The sequence below is a fragment of the Novosphingobium taihuense genome (genome assembly GCF_007830315.1).
Classification (GTDB): Bacteria; Pseudomonadota; Alphaproteobacteria; order Sphingomonadales; family Sphingomonadaceae; genus Novosphingobium; species Novosphingobium taihuense.
Genome location: NZ_VLKJ01000001.1, coordinates 876952 through 895330 on the forward strand (window position 1 = coordinate 876952; position 18379 = coordinate 895330).

Here is an 18379-nt window from a genome sequence, read left to right on the forward strand (position 1 = left end):
TGCGCACCACTCCTCTAGAGCAGGATGTGCGAACCCATGCTAACCAGAGACGCATGACCTCGCCTTTTCCGCAGTAACTGCCCCAATTTTCTCGCTTGGCTTGTTGGATTGCGGGGCATCCGAAATGACCGCTAGTCCGAGGATTGCGGGCTCCCATCGGCCATGTGCAGTGCAACAGCCAGCGCGCGCGCAAGCGCGCCTTGCCGACGGATATCCTTTGCGAGCCATCTTTCCAGCCTGATCTCCTCATCAGCGGTTAAAGCACGCGCATCGATACGTGCAGCCCAAATGGCCGCTGCATCATCAATCCGCGCATTGCTTTCGCGATCGGCCATCAGACCCAGTGTTGCTCTCATTGCGTGGTCTAGACGCGCCACGCGGTGATATTCCGGAACAGGCAATTGCATCCATGAACAATCGGATGCCTTTTGCCATATGTTTTTCCACGGTGCTTTCAGAAACGTTCATGCGCGCCGCGGTATCCCGCTGCGAAAGTCCTTCGACACGCCTCAGCGTAAAGACGGTTGCGACCTGTTTCGGGAAACTTGCAACGATCTCGCCAACACGACGTAGCTCGTCTCGATCCGAAGCACATCGCTCGGGCGATGCCTCCTGGCATTCAAAGCGCGTCAATTCGCTGTCATCGACGGCACGAATGGAAACCACCTGTGATCGCCTCAGATGGGTGCAGATGATCGAATGTGCCGTCTGAATGAGATAGGAAAACGGGTTGTAGACGGCTTCGACACTTTCTACGGCCGCCAGCCGCGCATAGGCCTCCTGGACGATATCATCGACGTCCAGCCCTTCAACCTGATGGCGTGCCAACCATGATCGAAGACGCGGCTCGAGCGGCACGATGTTTTGCGCCAGCCAACGGGCTCTTTCGGTCTGAATTCGCGTCATGACGCGGCAAGCCGATCACAATGGCACGGCGTGACAGGCATCTTCCGCATCATCGCCGCGCTCGCGCACCCAGTTCCTGCCTCATTGCCTTGGCAGAGACGCCGAAGCGGGCACGGAACTGGTGGGAGAAATGGGAAAGACTGGCGAAGCCCACGCCATAGGCGATGTGCGAAATGCGATCGTGGGTGCGGACCAGCTGATACTGTGCCGTAACGAGCCTGATCTCGATCAGGAAAGCATTGAAGCTGGTGCCGTATACCGCGCAGGTTTTGTAGATCGTCCGGACCGAGCACTTCAGGCTGGTCGCCGCATCCTGCGCCGAAAGGCCCGGCGTATCGAGATTTCGAATGATGAATTCAAGGATCGCACCCATTCGACCTTGCCAGCGCGGGAGAGCCTTTCCGGTGTCCACGCACGCCACCAGCGCCGTCCGCATGAGATCGGCCAGCATGGTCAGGCCCTGCGATGAGGCGGTGTCCTCACTGCTTGGAAGAGCCAGAATTGATCGTACGAGTTGTTCAATTATCGAAGCGGCAAAATAATCCTTGGCCACATACAGGTCCGGCAGGATCAGGAAGCCGTCCAGAAACCGCTGCATTGCCCACCAGGCCGGCAATGTGACGATCAACAAGTCGAGATTGTCTGATCCCTCCAGCGTCATGGGTTGCCATGCACAGGCCACGAAAATGTCGCCGGTTGACAGCGTACGGACGTGACCTGCCTGGCTGATGGTCAGTTCGCCCGCCTCAACAACGATCACCAGCGCACAGAACCCGGGACTGTCGAATGACGTTGCGCCCTCCAGCGAGAACGCAAAGGCATTGGTTCTCAGGGTATGGAAACCCGCAATATCGCGCGTGGTGCTGTCAACTTTCCATCCATCTCCGCCGCGCAATCCTCGAACCGGATTAGCGGCGAAAATCGAAGCGAGTTGGGCGGGAGTGACTGCCATCAGATGCCGGACAGATCGAGCGTTTCGGGCGGCACGCCCTCTGGCATGATGTCGGTCCGCTGCGCAAACGACCGATCGGCGATTTCAAGAACCCTTTTCTGGATGGCAGCACGCCAGACGGCCATCTTGGCATTCGACCGTTCGCGCCTCGCCCTTGACCGCCTTCTCAAGTCATTGCGCACGGGGTCTGCGACCCAGATCCGATCAACCACCTCGAGAAATTCCTCGACGCCAATGCTGTCCATCGAACGGCTTTGCGCCAGTGCTTCCATAGCCTCTTCGTTGATCTTGTTCATCTCGATCTCGAAGCGCTCACCTTCTTCAAGGCTGAAGGCATCCTCGTCGGATGCATCGGCTTCGGCATTGATCCCTGCCGTCCACGCGACCATCACATCCTGCGCGGCCCCGGGTGCCTGATCGAGATCCCAGGCAAGCGACATCATCAAATCAACCGTCTTTTCCAAGCCTGCATCGCCAGAGGCCGACGCCAGCAGCCTCGTCCGTGCAGCACGCCAAGCCTTTCTGTCGACGGGAGCATCGATCGACTGCCGGACAAGAGCGACCACGCCTTCGCAAGCCTCGCGCACCGCGCCCTGCGGTACGATCTTCGACCGGCCGTAGGTTGGGTCTGTCCATGCCAGAAGCACAGCTTCACGTGCGAGAGCGCCCGTATCTGCCCCGGTCGGAATGGCGTCAAACAGTGAACCGTAAAAGGGCCGTGCGTCCTCCGCCTCGCCGAATGCGCCAAGACAGGGTAGCAGGCGTGCAAATGCCGGGTGAAGGCCATAGTCGTCGGACACGAGAGAGATGTCCCCTGCGACGGACTCACGCGTTAGCCATGCGGCATAAATCGGACCCTTCGCGTCAATATCCGCGATCAGAGACGCGCGCTTGCGCTCGTCACCAAAGGCACGAAAGGCGGTCACTTGCCGTCTCCGACAAACTGCTCGAGAACGCCAGCAAGCTTGCCACGCGAAACCAGTCCCTGGAACCGTTCGACCGGCTGGCCATCCTTGATAAGAATGAAGGTCGGCACACCCTGCACATCATAGGCTTCTGCGATCTCTGCCTCCTGGTCGACGTCCACCTTTACGAACGCGATCTCGCCCTCGAATTCACGCGCAGCATCTTCAAGAGCTGGTGCAGACGCCTTGCAGGGACCGCACCAGACTGCGTGGAAATCGACCAGAACCGGGATTGGAGAACACAGCACTTCCGTTTCGAATTCTGCAGTCGTGACGTCTTTCAGCTTGGACATTGCATGTTCCTTCAACAGGGGTCCGGCTTACGCGGCGGTGTTCTCATGCGAGACTTGATTGGCAACGGCGGCACTGCCTGACAGGAAATGCTCGGCCTCCAGCGCGGCCATGCAGCCCATGCCCGCAGAAACCACCGCCTGCCGAAAGTGCTTGTCCTGCACGTCGCCTGCGGCAAACACTCCGGGTACACTTGTCGCCGTCGCCCCCGGCGTGACCGTTATGTAGCCTTCATCGTCCATCGCCAGCTGTCCCCGGAACAGGCTTGTTGCCGGATCGTGACCAATGGCAATGAACAGCCCGTCGATATCCAGGATCGATCTCTCGCCAGTCCGCATATCGGCAAGCTCGACGCCGGTAACCTTGCCACCATCCCCCTTCACCTCGGTGACCTGCGCATTCCAGATCGTCTTGACCTTCGGATTGGCGAACAGCCGCGCCTGGTTGGTCTTGTCGGCGCGTAGCGCGTCACGACGGTGGATCAGATAGACCTCGCTGGCAAAATTCGCGAGGTGAAGTGCGTCTTCGACAGCTGTGTTGCCTCCCCCAACCACCGCGCATCGCTTGTTGCGGAAGAAATAGCCGTCGCAAGTGGCGCAGGCCGAAACACCTTGTCCCCGATAGCGGGCTTCGCTCTCCAGACCCAGCCAGCGCGCATTGGCCCCGGTGGCTATGATCAGGCTATCAGCCGTATAGCGGTCACCCATGTCACCCGTGGCCTGGAACGGACGCTTCGAAAGGTCGACGTCAACGATATAGTCGGAAATCACCTCCGCACCGACATGCCGGGCGTGATTACCCATGCGCACCATCAGATCGGGACCCTGGACAGTCATGTCGCCTGGCCAGTTCTCGACCTCGGTTGTGATCGTCAACTGCCCACCTGGCTGCGGACCTTCGATCAGCAGCGGGTTCAGGGCGCTGCGCGAGGCATAGATCGCGGCGGTGTATCCCGCAGGGCCCGAGCCGATGATCAGAACCTTGCTGTGGCGCGACGAGGCGGGAGTTTCACGTCTACGCATCATGCCCCCGCACCGCCGACCACGACATGATCCATGCGGATCGTAGGTTGCCCCACGGACACGGGAACCGTCTGGCCATTCTTGCCGCAGAAGCCGATGCCCAGCTCCAGATCGTTCCCAATCATCGAAATGTGCTTGAGAGCTTCGTTGCCTACGCCGATGAGCGTCGCCCCTTCGATGGGAGCGGTCACCTTGCCGTCCTCGATCAGGAATGCCTTTTCCGCCGAGAAGTTGAACTGGCCCGATGTGATGTCCACGGTACCCCCGCTGAACTCCACGGCATAGATGCCATTCTTCACCGAAGCGATGATCTCTGCCGGATCGTAAGGACCGCTTTCCAGAAAGGTGTTTGTCATCCGGGTCATTGGCAAGTCGGCGTAGGATTGGCGGCGGCCGTTGCCGGTCATCTTGTCGTTCATGATCCGCGCGCTGATCTTGTCCTGCATCAGACCGACAAGGTAGCCATCTTCGATCAGCACGGTGCGCTGCCCGGCGACCCCTTCATCATCGATGTTCAACGATCCGCGGGCACCAGGCACTGTGGCGTCGTCGACTACGGTAACGCCCGGAGCGGCGATCCGCTGGCCGATCATGCCATTGAACACGGATTCCTGCCTGCGATGAAAATCGCCTTCCAGACCGTGGCCAACAGCCTCATGCAACAGGACACCGGGAAAGCCGTTGCCCAGCACAACCGTCATTTCGCCGGCAGGCGAAGGAATGGCCTCGAGATTGGTGAGAGCGACCGACGTGGCTTTCTCGACAAGCTTCTGCAGGCGGTCAGATCCGAACTCGGCAAGCATGAAGCGTCCGCCGCCACCAGCTGAGCCGGAAGCGCGCTTCGCGTTGCTCTCGGCCACAACCGATAGGCTGATCCGGATCTGAGGCCGGATATCGCCGGCAAGTGTGCCATCGGTGGCGCCAACGAGGATTGTCGAGTCTTCGACGGCTAGCTGCGCATTGACCTCGGTAATGCGCGGGTCGACCGCGCGAGCCAGGTCATCCAGAGTTCGCAGGATGGCGACCTTTTCGATCGTGTCCATGCCACCGGCTGCATGCATGATCCCATAGGCCTGCGCATCCTGCCCTATAGCCTCGATCCTGACACCGCGTCCGCTCTCGGCAGCATCCTGACCATGAGACTGCATGGCACGCGCTGCGGCTGTCACCGCGTCGATGGCTTTGCCGCTGATGTCGCTGGAATAGGCAAAGGCCGTCTTGTCGCCTGTGACGATGCGGGCGCCGATACCTTGGGAAATGGCGAATGCTGCACGCGTCACCTTCCCTCTTTCAAGTGACCAGGTGTCCCGCGTGGTCATCTCAAGATAAAGATCGCCATAATCGCCTCCGCGAGCCCAAAGGCTGCTGAGCCCATCCTGAAGCTTGGCAGTATCAAGGTCGTTGGCGACAAGAAGGGTGTCCTGCGCGCGCGCCAGACGATCGACTGAAGGGAAAGACATTGGGTGCATCTCTTTCGGAGAACGGGTTCTGATCAACGGCCGGCGATCTGCATGTCCGGGAGCAGCAGCGAGCCGACCCTGATCCCGCCTGAACGGTGAATGTCGGCGCCGACCGCAGAGATGGATTTGAACATCTCCTGAAGGTTTCCTGCGATGGTAAAGCCGTGAACCGGTCGCACGATCTCGCCATTTTCGATCCAGAAACCGCCTGCCGCCTGTGAATAGACGCCGGTTGCCGGATTGGTTGCGCCGCCCATGATGCGGGTCAGCCAAAGACCGGTGCCCAGCTTGCGCAACATCGCGCCGATGTCATCGTCTGGCAGAGTGCCCTTGCTGACGAGCGAAAGGTTCCGCATCCCGCCGGCATTGCCTGTGGATTGCATACGCAGCTTGCGCGCCATCCGCGTATCCAGAAACAGCCCGGTCACGACGCCGTCGCGCACGATATCGCGCCGCTCGCCAGCCACGCCCTCTTCGTCGAAAGGCGCACTGGCTAGTCCGAAGGGCTCGAAGGGATCTTCGACAAGCGTAAGGTGTGACGCGCTGATGACCTGGCCTTGGGCATCGGGCAGAAAGGTCATCCGCTGGAACTGCGCCGTACCGGTCAACTGCGCACAAAGAGCGCGAACGAGGCTTGACGCCACGGGAGCATCGACCAGCACGGGCGCGCGGCGGGTGGAGAGGCTTTCCGCCCCAAGCGTATCCAGAGCCTTCCGTGCGGCGCGCCGACCGATCGCCTCTTCAGGCTCGAGTCCGCCGAGTTGCCGGTCAACCGATGACCAGCTTCCCTGCTTCATCTCGTCGCCGCGCTGGGCAATCGTCTGGCACCACCTGTGCTGGGCCGAACTGCTCCAGCTGCGACAGAATCCGTGACTGGTCGCAAGCGCGAAGCGCATGTCCTGGCTCGACGCTCCTGCTTCCGACACTCTGGAACTGTCAGCCGTCGACGTCGTCACTGCGGCATGCTCAATCGCCAGAGCCGCGTCGGTCAATGCCTGGGCAGACTGCCCGGTTGGTGCAAACATGGCAATCTCGGGCGTAGTCCACGCCAGAAGGTCACGATCAGCAAGACATGCATCAGGGTCCGGCTCGAGCTGGCGGGCCATGCCGATAGCCTGCTCCACCACCCGGTCGATTGCAGAGCGACTGAGCGACTCGCTCGACGCCATACCGGTACGCCCGTCTTCGAACACCGTGATCTGGAGACTCTGATTGCCGTCGCGGACAGCATTTTCCACTTCGCCCCGTGCGACGGTCACGCTGATCCCGCCACCCTCGCTGACCCGCGCCACTGCCCCACCTGCACCCAACGCGACGCTTCTCTCGATGGCGTAGGAGGCGGCATCGGCAAGGTCGGCTTCTGACTGCAGCAAGTACGTGGTCGGCTGCTCATCGAGCGCCTCGACGGACTGGAAATGCTTGCGCGCGCTCATGAGAGCTCCTTGTTGGTTCTGCTGCTGATGGGGCGGCCATCATCTGTCGCCCCGAGACTCCGCATCGATGCTGTCAGTTATAGATCAGGCATCGCAGGCCGATTGCGTGTTACGCCCCAGGTTGTTGTCTGAGGGTGCACCTTGGAGTTGATGGCAGCGTCCTGGATCGGCAAAAGGCTGATGCCCAAGCGACGCGTAAACCCGGCGCAACGGGAAGAATCAGATCCATGGCCGAAGCGCGCATGGTTCATCCGGCGGGCGACTTAATCTCGGTCTTAGGATGAAACGCAGAATTTCGCCAGAATTGTGCGGAATCGAGCGACGTGCCGCAATCAAATCAGCGTGAATGACAAACCGATTTCCACGTTGCCCGCAAGACAACGATCCTGCACACCACGGACGGCCCAATGCCAACTCTCGTGGGCCAGCTCGGCCCGCCTTTAGATGCCCATGAACAGTTAAAGCCGGTAGTGGCTGTGCCAGCCGGTCCGATCACCGTGCGCATCGCCGAACCTTCCAACATCGGGTAAGTTTGCACAGTTTGTTGGAAGGGCAATTTCTCCACCAAAGCTGGAGGGCTTCTCCATCGTCTCATTTTCTTTTGAGAATGGACAGAAGTGTCGGCCAAGCGACGGGCACATTCCTAGCGCCAAGGACGTCATAGGCCTGAAAACAGTTCATAATCAGTATCTTGACCGTGCGCTTCCAACAAATACCTTGTTGGAGCAATTTGCGCACGTTTTTGAGATTTTGTTGGAAGAATTTCGCCCTTCCAAGGGAAACCGTCACTCGAAGCCATTGAAAAGATTGGAGCGGGTGAAGGGAATCGAACCCTCGTATTCAGCTTGGGAAGCTGCTGCTCTACCATTGAGCTACACCCGCCCATGCAGGCGCGGCTTGGCGCGGCCCTGAGCGTGGCGGGCGATTGCCACAGGGGCGCGGGCGGGTCAACCGGGTCTTGGCTGGCGCTTGCGCGATCTGCGTATTGCTTGCGGCCCGGCGCGGGTTGATCCTCACCTTGCTTTTGGCGGGTTCCGCACCGCCAGCGACCCGTCAAACCCTTTTCCCGCAGGTGCGAACAAAGGCGTTGACCAACTTTTGACATCTGTCCAGTCTTCCCTCGAAGCCGCATCGACTCATGCCGGTGCGGCCCAGCTTTCAGGGGGAAATTGCGACCATGAGCGTGGCCGAGACCGTTACCCGCCGATCCAGCGCCAACCGGGCCAATAGCCTTATGCGCAGCCGACTCATCCAGTTCCTTGCGCTTACCGCGCTACCTGCCGGAATCGTTCTGGCGCAGGCAAGCAAGGAGCCACCTCGCGATCCTTCGAACCCGGTCGAAACCGAAGCGGGCATTCCGGTCACCGACGCGACCGTCATCGAAAAGTGCGGCACCTGCCATACCGCAGATGCGAAGGGGAACCTCTCGCGCATCTCGTGGGTGCGCACCACGCCCGAAGGCTGGGCGCAGGTGATCCACCGCATGTCCTCGCTCAACGGCCTGTCGATCACGCCGGTTGAAGCCAAGGCAGTGATCCGCGCGCTTTCCGCCACCCACGGCCTTTCGCCGGAAGAGGCAAAGCCGGTGATGTACCTGCCCGAACACCGCATGGTGAACGAGACAAACATCCCGAACGAGACGATCCGCCAGTCCTGCGCCTCGTGCCACGCCTTTGCGCAGCCGCTGTCGTGGCGCCGGTCCAAGGCGGAATGGAGCCTGCTGCGCAACCTCCACGTCGCGATGTATTCGCAGGCCGACGCGCAATATCGCCGCCCGGTGGAGGACCCGACGCAGCCCGTGCCAGCGAATGGCGCCCCCAAGCCGCTGCCGGTCGAAGTCGCGCTCGAATACATCAACAAGACTGCCCCACTCGCCACGCCTGAATGGACGAAGTGGCAGGCCCGCCAGCAGTCGGCCAAGCTCGGCGGCAAGTGGCTGGTCAACGCCATGCTGCCCGGCAAGGGGCTTTATGTGGGCGAAATGATCGTCACCCCCGCCGCGGGCGAAGACGACTACACCACCGCGATCACGCTCAAGTCGATGGCCGATGGCTCCACCCTCGTCCGCAAGGGCAAGGGGCTGGTCTACACCGGCTATTCCTGGCGCGGCACCTCGTCGAGCGGCCCGGAAGGCAAGCGCGCCGAGGCCCCCGAGGATCACGAGACCCGCGAGGCCATGTGGTTCTCGCCCGACCGCAAGTCTGCCGAGGGCCGCTGGTTCTGGGGTGACTACAAGGAATTCGGCTTCAATGTGAAGCTGACCCGCGCCTCTGCCGAACCAACTGTCGTCGCCACCTGGCCCTATGCCCTGAAGGCCGGATCGAAGGGTGCCACGCTCAAGCTGCTCGGCGATGCCTTCCCGGCGGGCCTCAAGCCGGCCGACCTCGATCTCGGCAAGGGCGTCGTCGTCAGCAAGGTGGTTTCGGTCAGCCCGACCGAAGCAGTGCTCTCGGTCGATGTCGCAGCCGATGCCACCGTCGGCGCGCATGACATCGCGGTCGGAGACTCGGTCGTCGCCTCGATCCTCCCGGTCTACAAGAAGGTCGATTACCTCAAGGTCGTGCCTGACACCGCACTCGCCCGCCTTGGTGGCAGCGAGAAGCACGCAGCCGGTTACCAGCAATTCGACGCGGTCGGCTTCGACGCCGGGCTCGACGGCAAGCCCTACACCGCCGACGACGTTGCGCTCGGACCCATCGATGTGACCTGGGCGATGGAGGAAATGCCGACCGTCTATTACGACGATGACGTCAATTACGTCGGCAAGCTCAGCCCGACCGCGCTGTTCACCCCGGCCATCGACGGGCCCAATCCGGCGCGTAAATGGGGCCGTAACAACTACGGCGAAGTCTGGGTCGTCGCCACGGCCAAGACCGAGAAGGACGCGCTGGGCAAGCCGCTCAAGGGCAAGGCCTTCATGGTCGTCTCGGTGCCCGCCTACAAGCGCTGGGATCAGCCGGAGGTGGCCAAGTGACCACGATCCTCGCCCCCAAGTACCGCCGCGGTGACATCCACCTGTTCGATGCCGATGGCGCGGGCTTCGTCTACCTCGCCTCGGCAGGTGCGATCTTCGCACTCGACGAAGGCGCCGCCAGCGTCATGGCGATCCTTGGCGAACGGCAGATGGCCTATGGCGAGATGGTCGCCGCGCTGGTCGAGAAGGGCTATTCGCGCGCCGACGCCGAGGACCTGATCCGCGAGTTGCGTGCCGTGCGCGGCATCGTCTCGGACGAGATCCGCGAGGCCCCGCTTGCCCCGCCTGCTCCGCCCGAGGACTACCCGCTCCAGGCACTGGTGCTCAACGTCACCAACCAGTGCAACCTGGCCTGCACCTACTGCTACGAATTCGGCGCAGACAAGATCGCCACGCCCGCTGGCAAGCCCAAGTACATGACGCTGGAGACGGCCAGGACATCGGTCGATTTCCTGCTCAAGAGCTCGGGCGAGCGCGAGGTGCCGCACATAACCTTCTTCGGCGGCGAGACCTTGATGAACTTCAAGCTGCTGCGGGACGTTGTGATTTACGCCAACGAAGCGGCGGCGGCGGTCGGCAAGCGCATGACCTACAGCCTGACGACCAACGCCACGCTGCTGACCGACGAGATCATCCAGTTCCTCTCCGATCAGGCGATCGGCGTCACCGTCTCGATGGACGGCCCGCCCGACCTGCAGGACAAGCGCCGTGTCTACAAGAGCGGCAAGGGCTCCTACGCGGTGATGGAGCCGCGCCTGCGCAAGCTCATCGCCGGGCACAAGACCCGCGCGATCACCGCCCGCGTCACGCTGACCGAAGGCGTGACCGATGTGATCCGCATCTTCCGCCACCTCAAGGACGACCTCGGTTTCCACGAAGTCGGCTTTGCTCCGGTGACGGATTCAGGTGAACAGGCCTACACGCTCGATGCCGATGGCATGGACACGGTGGTCTCGGCATTCCACGAACTGGCCGCCGAGTGGCTCAGCTTTGCCTTGCGCGGCGAGATGCACGGATTCTCGAACGTGTCGGAAACCATCAGCGAACTGATCCAGGGCACCAACAAGTCGCACCCGTGTGGTGCGGGCCTCGGCCTCGTGGGGGTAAGCCCTTCAGGCGACCTGTCACCCTGCCACCGCTTCACCGATGCCGACACCCACGTGCTCGGCCACGTGACAACCGGGCTCGACAAGGAGAAGCGCACCGACTTCCTGACGCGCGGGCACGTTGGCGCGAAGTACGAATGCGCCAGTTGCTGGGCCCGTCCGCTCTGCGCGGGCGGCTGCCATCACGAGGCCTTCGTCCGCTACGGCGATACCGGCCACGCCAACCTGCATTACTGCGACTGGATCCGTGAATGGACCGAGGCTTGCCTCAAGATCTACGGCACCGTCGCCCAGCGCAATCCCGAATTTCTTGAACGCTTTGCTGCACGAAAGGGCTTGTCATGAAGCACCTGAAACCCCTGAACAAGAAGGCACTGCGGATCGAGGAAACAATCGCCTCGACCGAAGAAGACGTGATCGCGCTCCAGCAGAAGCCGATGCACACGCCGATGGGCTGCTCGATCTCGTTTTCGCCGGGCTGGGAAGTCGATGCGGGCGGCGGCACCGCGGGCCTGTGCCAGCCGGCCGAGCGCGACATCTACGATTGCTACGTCACCTGCTTCTGGCCGGTACAGGTGCCCGATCACGTCAACTACTCGCCCGACTGGGCCAGCAATTGCGCGACCGCGGCCAAGGACTGGCGCAGCCTCGACATCATCTTCCCCTGAGGCCGAAAGCCAGACCTGGCCGTCCTCTTGTGACCCCACTGCATCGGAAGACCCGACCCATGAAGAAACTCGGTCTCGCTCTCCTGTCGCTCCTTGCCAGCGCCACCCCGGCGCAGGCATCGACCGTTTTCATGGGGTCCTACCCCGACAAGATGCTGATCGTCGACGAGGCGACCGGCGAGATCAAGGATCGCATCACGCTGGCCTCGGGCCTGCCCACCGCGATGCGCATCTCGAACGACCAGAAGAAGATCTACGTCTCGACGATCACGACCAGCGGCATCGAGGTGATCGACACCGCGACCAAGAAGGTGGTCAATTCGTTCAGCCTGAACACGCCGACCACGCGTTATCGCTTCGGCGGCGGCGTGCCCGATCCCACGGGCCGCTACTTCTACACGATGATCCAGAAGTTCGAGAAGCTCCAGGACCGCTGGACCGTCAGCCCGCAGATGTTCGGCGTGATCGACCTGACCAAGAAGGCCGTCGTCCGCACCGCAGACGTGCCGGACGAGGACGTGCGCAACGGGGCAGGCCGCGGCAACTACATGCTGTCGAAGGACGGCACCACGCTGTTCCTGATCCGCGACAAGGTGCTGGTCGTTGATACGGCAACGCTCAAGGTCAAGGACCGGCTCGAGTTCTCCAAGCCCGAAGCGACCGGCATCGAGGGCGTCAGCTTCGGCGGCGGCGTGGAAGCCCTGCGCAATCCCGATCAGTACGTTTCGATGTTCACGGCGCAGGATCCGTACATCCGGAACAAGGTCTATGGGGTGGGCCGCTTCGACCTTGTCACCAAGAGCTTCGATTTCCGTCCGATCGGCCCTGCACCCGTTGGCGGAGGCATGGCCGGCCTGCAAGTGTCCAAGGACATGAAGGAAGGCTGGACCGTGGTCACGCAGGAGAAGGTCGGCAACAAGCGCTGCGAGTTCTGGCACCTCGACCTCACCACCAACCTGGTCAAGAACAAGGCCGAGTTCCCCTGCCGCACGCGCTTTCAGTTCGGCATGTCGGGCGATGGCAAGCTGCTCTACATCTATGGCGCCAGCTACGACATCGAGATGTACGACGCGCAGACGCTGCAACATGTGAAGACCATCGACCTCGGCAATGACACCACCGGCGCGGGGATGATCATCACCCAGTGATCGAGACCGGCATCCTTCTGAGGGGGCAGGGCGTCGCGGTGGCTACGGCCGCGCACCTGCTGGACCGGGCCGGGTTTGCCTTTTCGCGCGAGCCCGGCCTGCGCCGTCCGGTGCCGGTGATCATGTTGAGCGATCCGGCCCTCGCCCTGCTCCGTGACGTGTTCGGCGATGCGTCGCTCTTTGCGGACAGGCCCCGGATCGAACAGCGCGTGGTCAAGTGGGGCAGCGCCGAGGCGTTGGCAATGCCGCATGGCGCGGTGGTCGTCTCGGAAGACGATCTGGCCAATGTTCTTGATTTGTTTCCCCGGGGAAACACTTTGGACGGTGGGTTGCACATCCAACAATCCAATGATTTCAATGCTGATTTTGCAATCCACGCGATGCCCGCGTTCCCACAGGGCGAAACGTTGCGCTTCGGGACGCGTCTTTCAGCCACCGCACGCGTCACCCTCAAGGCCGACGCCCTCGCCCATACCTGCTGGATCGAGGCGGTCGATGCAGGCTGGCTCTTCCTGATCCCCGATGGATTTGGGCAGGCGTGGCTGCTGGCCGTCGGCGGAGATCCGCAAACGCTGGCGCAGGATGCACCACTGATCGGCCCGCTGATCGAAACCCTTGAGCCGACCGGCGGCCAGTTCGACACCAGCCCCCGGATGCTGGCCCAACTCGCCGGAGACAGTTGGCTCGCCTGCGGCACGTCTGCCATTGCCTTCGACCCGATCTGCGGCGACGGAACCGCGCAGGCCGCGCGCGAAGGCATCCTTGCCGCCGCCGTGATCGGCGCGCTGGCGCGGGGGGAAGAACCCGGCCTGCTCGCCACCCACTACCACTCGCTGCTGCTCGCCTCGCTGCGCCGCCACCTCCAGCTTTCGCTGCCGTTCTACGCCAACGGCGGTGCAGGACGCTGGTGGCATGAGCAGTACGCCGCCGCGCGCGAAGGGTATGAGCGGACGACCACACTGCTGGCAAAACTACCCGAGCCACGCTTCGCGCTTCACGGCTTCGACCTTGTCCGCCGGGATCAGGCTGCATGACCCAAACGCCGAAGATCGCGCCTTGGAGCACCTACAAGCGCCTCTGGCCCTGGCTGAAACCCTACGCCCCTCGGCTCGTTCTGGTGCTGCTGGGCAGTCTCCTCGCCACCGGCCTCACGCTCGCCCAGCCGTGGATCTCCAAGCTGATGATCGACGAAGCGCTGATGAAGCGCGACTGGGACATGCTGGTGAAGATCGCCGCGCTGATGATGGGCGCGACGGTTGGCGGCTTTGCCGTCAATGCGCTGGTCTCCTACCGCTATGTTTCGCTCTCGGCGCAGATGCTGTTCGACATGCGCGTTGCCCTGCTGCGCCACCTCCAACGCCTCTCACCGCGCTTCTACGGCAGTTTCCGGCTGGGCGACCTGATGTCGCGCCTCAACTCCGACGTTTCGGATGTACAGCGCGTGGCCGGTGACACCCTGCTTTCGGTGCTGAGCAACGTGCTGTTCTTCACCGGCTCGGTCGGCATGATGCTTTGGCTCGACTGGAAGCTGTTCCTTGTCGGCACGGTGCTGGTGCCCTTCGCGGTCATGAGCTTCCTGCACTTCCAGCGCCGCATGACCGATCTGACGCGCCAGATGCGCGAGCGCGGCGCAGACATCGGCAGCCTGCTGGCCGACACGATCCTCGGCATGCGCACGGTCAACGCACTCGGGGCGGAGGAACACGAGGCACAACGCTTCGCCCGCGCCAACGGCGGCTTCGTGGCCATGATGCTGCGGATGCAGACCACCTCGTTCCTGACCGGCGCCCTCCCGGGCACAATCGTCACCGCATCGAGCGCGGCAGTGATCCTCTATGGCGGCAAGCAGATCATCGATGGCACCATGACCATCGGCGCGCTGGTTGCCTTCATCACCTACCACGGCCGCCTGCTCGCCCCGGTGCAGGCGCTGATGGGCCTTACCGCCAGCCTCGCCACCGCGCGCGTGGCGCTGGCCCGCATCTTTGAACTGTTCGACACTGCGCCCGAAGTGACCGAGGCCGAAAAGCCCTGGCCCCTGCCGCTTGTCGCCCGCGAAATCCGCCTCGAAGGCGTGACCATGCACCACGGCCGCGAGCCGGTGCTGCAGAACGCCAGCCTTCTTATCCCGGCAGGCTCGCTCACCGCCATCATCGGCCCCTCGGGTGCGGGCAAGTCCACCCTTGCCGACCTGCTGGTGCGCTTCCTTGATCCGGTCGGGGGCCGCGTGACCATCGACGGCGCGGACTTGCGCGACCTTTCGCTCGCAGACTTGCGCGAACGTGTACTGCTGGTCGATCAGGCGCCGTTCCTGTTCAACGCCACCATTGCCCAGAACATTGCCTTCGCCCGGCCCGAGGCGGCACCCGAACAGATCGCATCAGCCGCCAGCGCCGCCGGGCTCGACGCCCTGATCGCCCGCCTCCCCGAAGGCCTCGGAACCCGCACCGGAGAGCGCGGCCTTGCCCTCTCGGCGGGCGAGCGCCACCGCATCGCCATCGCCCGCGCCCTGCTGCGCCAGCCCGACGTGCTAATCCTCGACGAGCCCACCGCAGCTCTGGATGAAGAGACCGAACGCGTCGTCGCCCTCGGCCTCAGGCGCGCCCTGCCCCACGCCACGCTGATCGTGATCACCCACAAGCCCGCACTGGCCGACATGGCCGACCACGTGATCCGGTTGGAAAAAGGCCGCACGCGCATCGAACCTCAGGTCAGCGCCCATGGCTAAGGTTGCGGTCATAGACAGCGGCGTCCACCCCACTCACCCGCACATCATGGCAGAGCGCCTGCTGCCAGGCATTTCGGTCCTCGCCAATGGCACCGTGCTGACCGACCCGCGCGAAACGCTCGACAAGTTCGGACACGGCACCGCCGTCACCGCAGCGATCCAGGAGCTGGCACCGCAAGCTGAAGTGCTCCCAATCCGCGTCTTCCGCGATGGCCTGCGCGCCTCGGCCCGCGCGCTGGCGACCGGTATCCGGGAGGCTCTCGAGGCCGAATGCGACCTGATCAATCTCAGCCTCGGCACAACGAATCCGCAGCACGCCGAGGTCTTCGCCCTGCTGGCCGAGGAAGCAGCGGAACGAGGCGCGCTGATCGTCGCCGCGTTCGAAGCCGAGGGCCAACCCTGCTGGCCCGGCTCGCTGCCCGAGGTCCTCGGCGTCGGCCTCGACTGGGACCTGCCGCGCGGTGAGCCACGCCTTTCACCTGACCATCGCATGGTCATGGCCTCGGGCTACCCCCGCCCCATCCCCGGCGTCGAACCCCGCCGAAACCTTTACGGCGTCAGCTTCGCCGTGGCGCAGGTGACCGGCTGGATTGCCGCGCGGGGGCTTAGCGGTAGGGATGCGGTCATGGCTGCTTGCGCCGAATTGCGTACACCGCTGAGGGCCGGCGCCGACTAGGCTCGCCCCATGATCCAGCATCTGCGTGCGCCTTCGCCCCAGCAAGCCCTCGCCGAGGGAGAGGCCCTGCTGGCAAGCGCGCCCCACAAGGCGCTGACCGCTGCCGAAACGGTGCTCCGGCAGGCCCCGGGCTTCCCTCCTGCCGAATTCCTCGCCGCCCGCGCGCTCAGGCGGATGGGCAAGGGCAAGCAGGCGTTGGCCAAGCTCGATGCTCTCGCCCGCAACAATGGCCGCGTTCCTGCCGTGCTGTGGGAATTGGGACAAGTTGCGTCAGACCAGAATGATGCGCCACGGGCCATCGCCGCGTTGCAGGCGCTCACGCAGTTGCAGCCCGCCGTTGCCGGGGGCTGGTTCCTGCTCGCGCGCCAGTTGCGCAAGGCAGGCCGTGCGCAGGACGCCTGGCGCGCAGACCTTTCCGGCGTCCACGCCTCCTCGCGCGATACCGGCCTGCTCAAGGCTGCCGTCGCCGTGAACGATGGCGATCTCGATGGCGCCGATGCCATGCTGGCCGAGCGCCTTGCGCGCGAGAGCGACGACCCGCCTGCCTTGCGCCTCCACGGCGAAGTCGCCTGGCGCAAGGGCGAAATGACGCCCGCGATTGCCCGCGTCGAACAGGCCGTGGCGCTCGCCCCTGGCTTCGATCTGGCGCGTGATTTCCTGATCCGCTTGCTGCTCCAGACCAACCGCCTGCCCGAAGCGCTGGAGCATGCCGAGGTTCTGCAGGGCTCACCGATCCCCGCCTCCGGCCACAAGCTGATCCTCGCCTCGGTGCTTGTGCGGCTCGGCCATCAGGAGCGCGCCGCAGGGCTCTACCGCGAACTTCTGGCAGGAGACCCTGACCAGCCCCAGGTCTGGCAGAACCTCGGCCATGTCCTCAAGACGCTGGGCAGGCAAGCCGAGGCCGTCGAGGCCTATCGCGCCGCAGTCACCCGCCAGCCCACCATGGGCGAGGCCTGGTGGAGCCTTGCCAACCTCAAGACAGTGAAGCTGAACGCAGACGACATCGCCACGATGGAGCAGGCCCTCGCCTCGTTGTCCGATGCGGTGGACGAGCGCAAGGAGGACGTGTTCCACCTGCACTTCTCGCTGGGCAAGGCCTTCGAGGACGCAAAGAACGCAGAAAGCGCGTTCGCGCATTACGACAAGGGAAATGCCCTGCGCCGCACGATGATCCTGCACGATGCCGATGCATTCGCAGCCGATGTCGAAGCAGCGAAGCAGACTTTCTCCGCCGCGTTCATCGCCTCCATGGGCGAAGGTGGCTGCCCCGCCCCCGATCCGATCTTCGTCGTCGGCCTGCCGCGCTCGGGTTCCACGCTGGTCGAACAGATCCTGTCGAGCCACCCCATGATCGAAGGCACGATGGAACTGCCCGAGATGATGATGATCGGCGCGCGTCTGCAGTCACGCGTGGATGAAGGCGAGTTTGCCGATTTCGCCACGATGACCGCTTCGCTCACCCCGGCGGATCGCCAGCGACTGGGCGAGGAATACATCGAGCGCACCCGCATCCATCGCCAGACCGACCGCCCGCTGTTCATCGACAAGATGCCCAACAACTGGCAGCACACCGGCCTGATCCGCCTGATCCTGCCCAACGCGAAGATCGTCGATGCACGGCGGCACCCGCTGTCATGCTGCTTTTCGGGCTGGAAGCAGCACTTCGCGCGCGGCCAGACCTTCACTTACGACCTGACCGACATTGGCAGGTATTACCGCGATTACGTCGGCCTGATGGCGGCGTGGGACGCGCAAATACCCGGCCACGTCCACCGCGTGATCTACGAGCGCATGGTGGCCGACACGGAGGCGGAGGTTCGCCGCCTGCTCGATTACATCGGCGTGCCTTTCGATCCGGCGTGCCTCGAATTCTACAAGAACGACCGCGCCGTGCGCACGGCCAGCTCCGAACAGGTCCGCCAGCCGATCTTCAAGGATGGCCTTGAGGCCTGGAAGCCCTACGAGCCATGGCTTGGTCCGCTGAAGGCCGCACTGGGCCCGGTGCTGGAAAGCTATCCGGACGCGCCTTTGGCCTGAAACTGTCGGTTAG

The 18379-nt window shown here is 63.2% G+C and carries 16 protein-coding genes and 1 tRNA gene; 8 read left to right on the top strand and 9 right to left on the bottom strand.

Annotation, left to right across the window (positions count from 1 at the left end):
* Positions 1-131 precede the first annotated feature (131 nt).
* From IQ25_RS04195 to IQ25_RS04235, 9 genes are all read right to left on the bottom strand, one after another.
* Positions 132-335 (bottom strand): hypothetical protein, encoded by a 204-nt coding sequence (locus tag IQ25_RS04195; RefSeq protein ID WP_144902595.1) that lies wholly within the window; start codon positions 333-335, stop codon positions 132-134.
* On the bottom strand, positions 304-906 hold the full coding sequence (locus IQ25_RS04200) for a sigma-70 family RNA polymerase sigma factor (protein ID WP_144902598.1): 603 nt from the start codon (positions 904-906) through the stop codon (positions 304-306). The genes IQ25_RS04195 and IQ25_RS04200 overlap by 32 nt, the downstream gene beginning before the upstream one ends.
* Positions 907-955: 49 nt before the next feature.
* Complete coding sequence (locus IQ25_RS04205) at positions 956-1858, bottom strand: helix-turn-helix domain-containing protein (protein WP_144902601.1); 903 nt, start codon at positions 1856-1858, stop codon at positions 956-958.
* A complete protein-coding gene (locus IQ25_RS04210) occupies positions 1858-2784 on the bottom strand; it encodes a hypothetical protein (RefSeq protein WP_144902604.1) in 927 nt (308 codons plus the stop codon). The genes IQ25_RS04205 and IQ25_RS04210 overlap by 1 nt, the downstream gene beginning before the upstream one ends.
* Positions 2781-3116, bottom strand: a complete 336-nt coding sequence (trxA, locus tag IQ25_RS04215) for a thioredoxin (protein ID WP_144902607.1) — start codon at positions 3114-3116, stop codon at positions 2781-2783. The genes IQ25_RS04210 and trxA overlap by 4 nt, the downstream gene beginning before the upstream one ends.
* 27 nt (positions 3117-3143) lie before the next feature.
* The gene (gene trxB, locus IQ25_RS04220) at positions 3144-4139 is read right to left on the bottom strand and encodes a thioredoxin-disulfide reductase (RefSeq protein ID WP_246415381.1); all 996 of its coding nucleotides are present in this window, start codon (positions 4137-4139) and stop codon (positions 3144-3146) included.
* Entirely contained in the window at positions 4136-5596 is a 1461-nt protein-coding gene (gene tldD, locus IQ25_RS04225; protein ID WP_144902609.1) for a metalloprotease TldD, read from the bottom strand. Before tldD ends, trxB begins: the two co-directional genes overlap by 4 nt.
* 32 nt (positions 5597-5628) lie before the next feature.
* Positions 5629-7029 carry a TldD/PmbA family protein gene (locus IQ25_RS04230; protein ID WP_144902612.1) on the bottom strand — a complete coding sequence of 467 codons (1401 nt, stop codon included), beginning with the start codon at positions 7027-7029 and terminating at the stop codon, positions 5629-5631.
* Positions 7030-7837: 808 nt separating this feature from the next.
* Positions 7838-7911, bottom strand: a tRNA-Gly gene (locus IQ25_RS04235).
* A gap of 295 nt (positions 7912-8206) precedes the next feature.
* On the opposite strand from IQ25_RS04235, the gene peaA reads away from it, so the two are divergent.
* From peaA to IQ25_RS04275, 8 genes are read left to right on the top strand one after another with little or no spacing between them, the layout of a single operon-like run.
* Positions 8207-10003, top strand: coding sequence for a quinohemoprotein amine dehydrogenase subunit alpha (gene peaA, locus IQ25_RS04240; RefSeq protein ID WP_246415380.1), 1797 nt, complete (start codon positions 8207-8209; stop codon positions 10001-10003).
* Positions 10000-11454 carry a quinohemoprotein amine dehydrogenase maturation protein gene (peaB, locus tag IQ25_RS04245; RefSeq protein WP_144902615.1) on the top strand — a complete coding sequence of 485 codons (1455 nt, stop codon included), beginning with the start codon at positions 10000-10002 and terminating at the stop codon, positions 11452-11454. The genes peaA and peaB overlap by 4 nt, the downstream gene beginning before the upstream one ends.
* Positions 11451-11777: a quinohemoprotein amine dehydrogenase subunit gamma gene (qhpC, locus tag IQ25_RS04250; RefSeq protein WP_144902617.1), complete on the top strand. Its 327-nt coding sequence runs from the start codon at positions 11451-11453 to the stop codon at positions 11775-11777. Before peaB ends, qhpC begins: the two co-directional genes overlap by 4 nt.
* Positions 11778-11836: 59 nt before the next feature.
* A complete protein-coding gene (locus IQ25_RS04255; protein ID WP_144902620.1) occupies positions 11837-12925 on the top strand; it encodes a YncE family protein in 1089 nt (362 codons plus the stop codon).
* On the top strand, positions 12922-13959 hold the full coding sequence (locus IQ25_RS04260) for a hypothetical protein (RefSeq protein WP_144902622.1): 1038 nt from the start codon (positions 12922-12924) through the stop codon (positions 13957-13959). Before IQ25_RS04255 ends, IQ25_RS04260 begins: the two co-directional genes overlap by 4 nt.
* Entirely contained in the window at positions 13956-15653 is a 1698-nt protein-coding gene (locus tag IQ25_RS04265; RefSeq protein ID WP_144902624.1) for an ABC transporter ATP-binding protein, read from the top strand. Before IQ25_RS04260 ends, IQ25_RS04265 begins: the two co-directional genes overlap by 4 nt.
* Entirely contained in the window at positions 15646-16329 is a 684-nt protein-coding gene (qhpE, locus tag IQ25_RS04270; protein WP_144902626.1) for a subtilisin-like serine protease QhpE, read from the top strand. The genes IQ25_RS04265 and qhpE overlap by 8 nt, the downstream gene beginning before the upstream one ends.
* A gap of 9 nt (positions 16330-16338) precedes the next feature.
* Entirely contained in the window at positions 16339-18366 is a 2028-nt protein-coding gene (locus tag IQ25_RS04275; RefSeq protein ID WP_144902629.1) for a tetratricopeptide repeat-containing sulfotransferase family protein, read from the top strand.
* Positions 18367-18379: the final 13 nt, after the last annotated feature.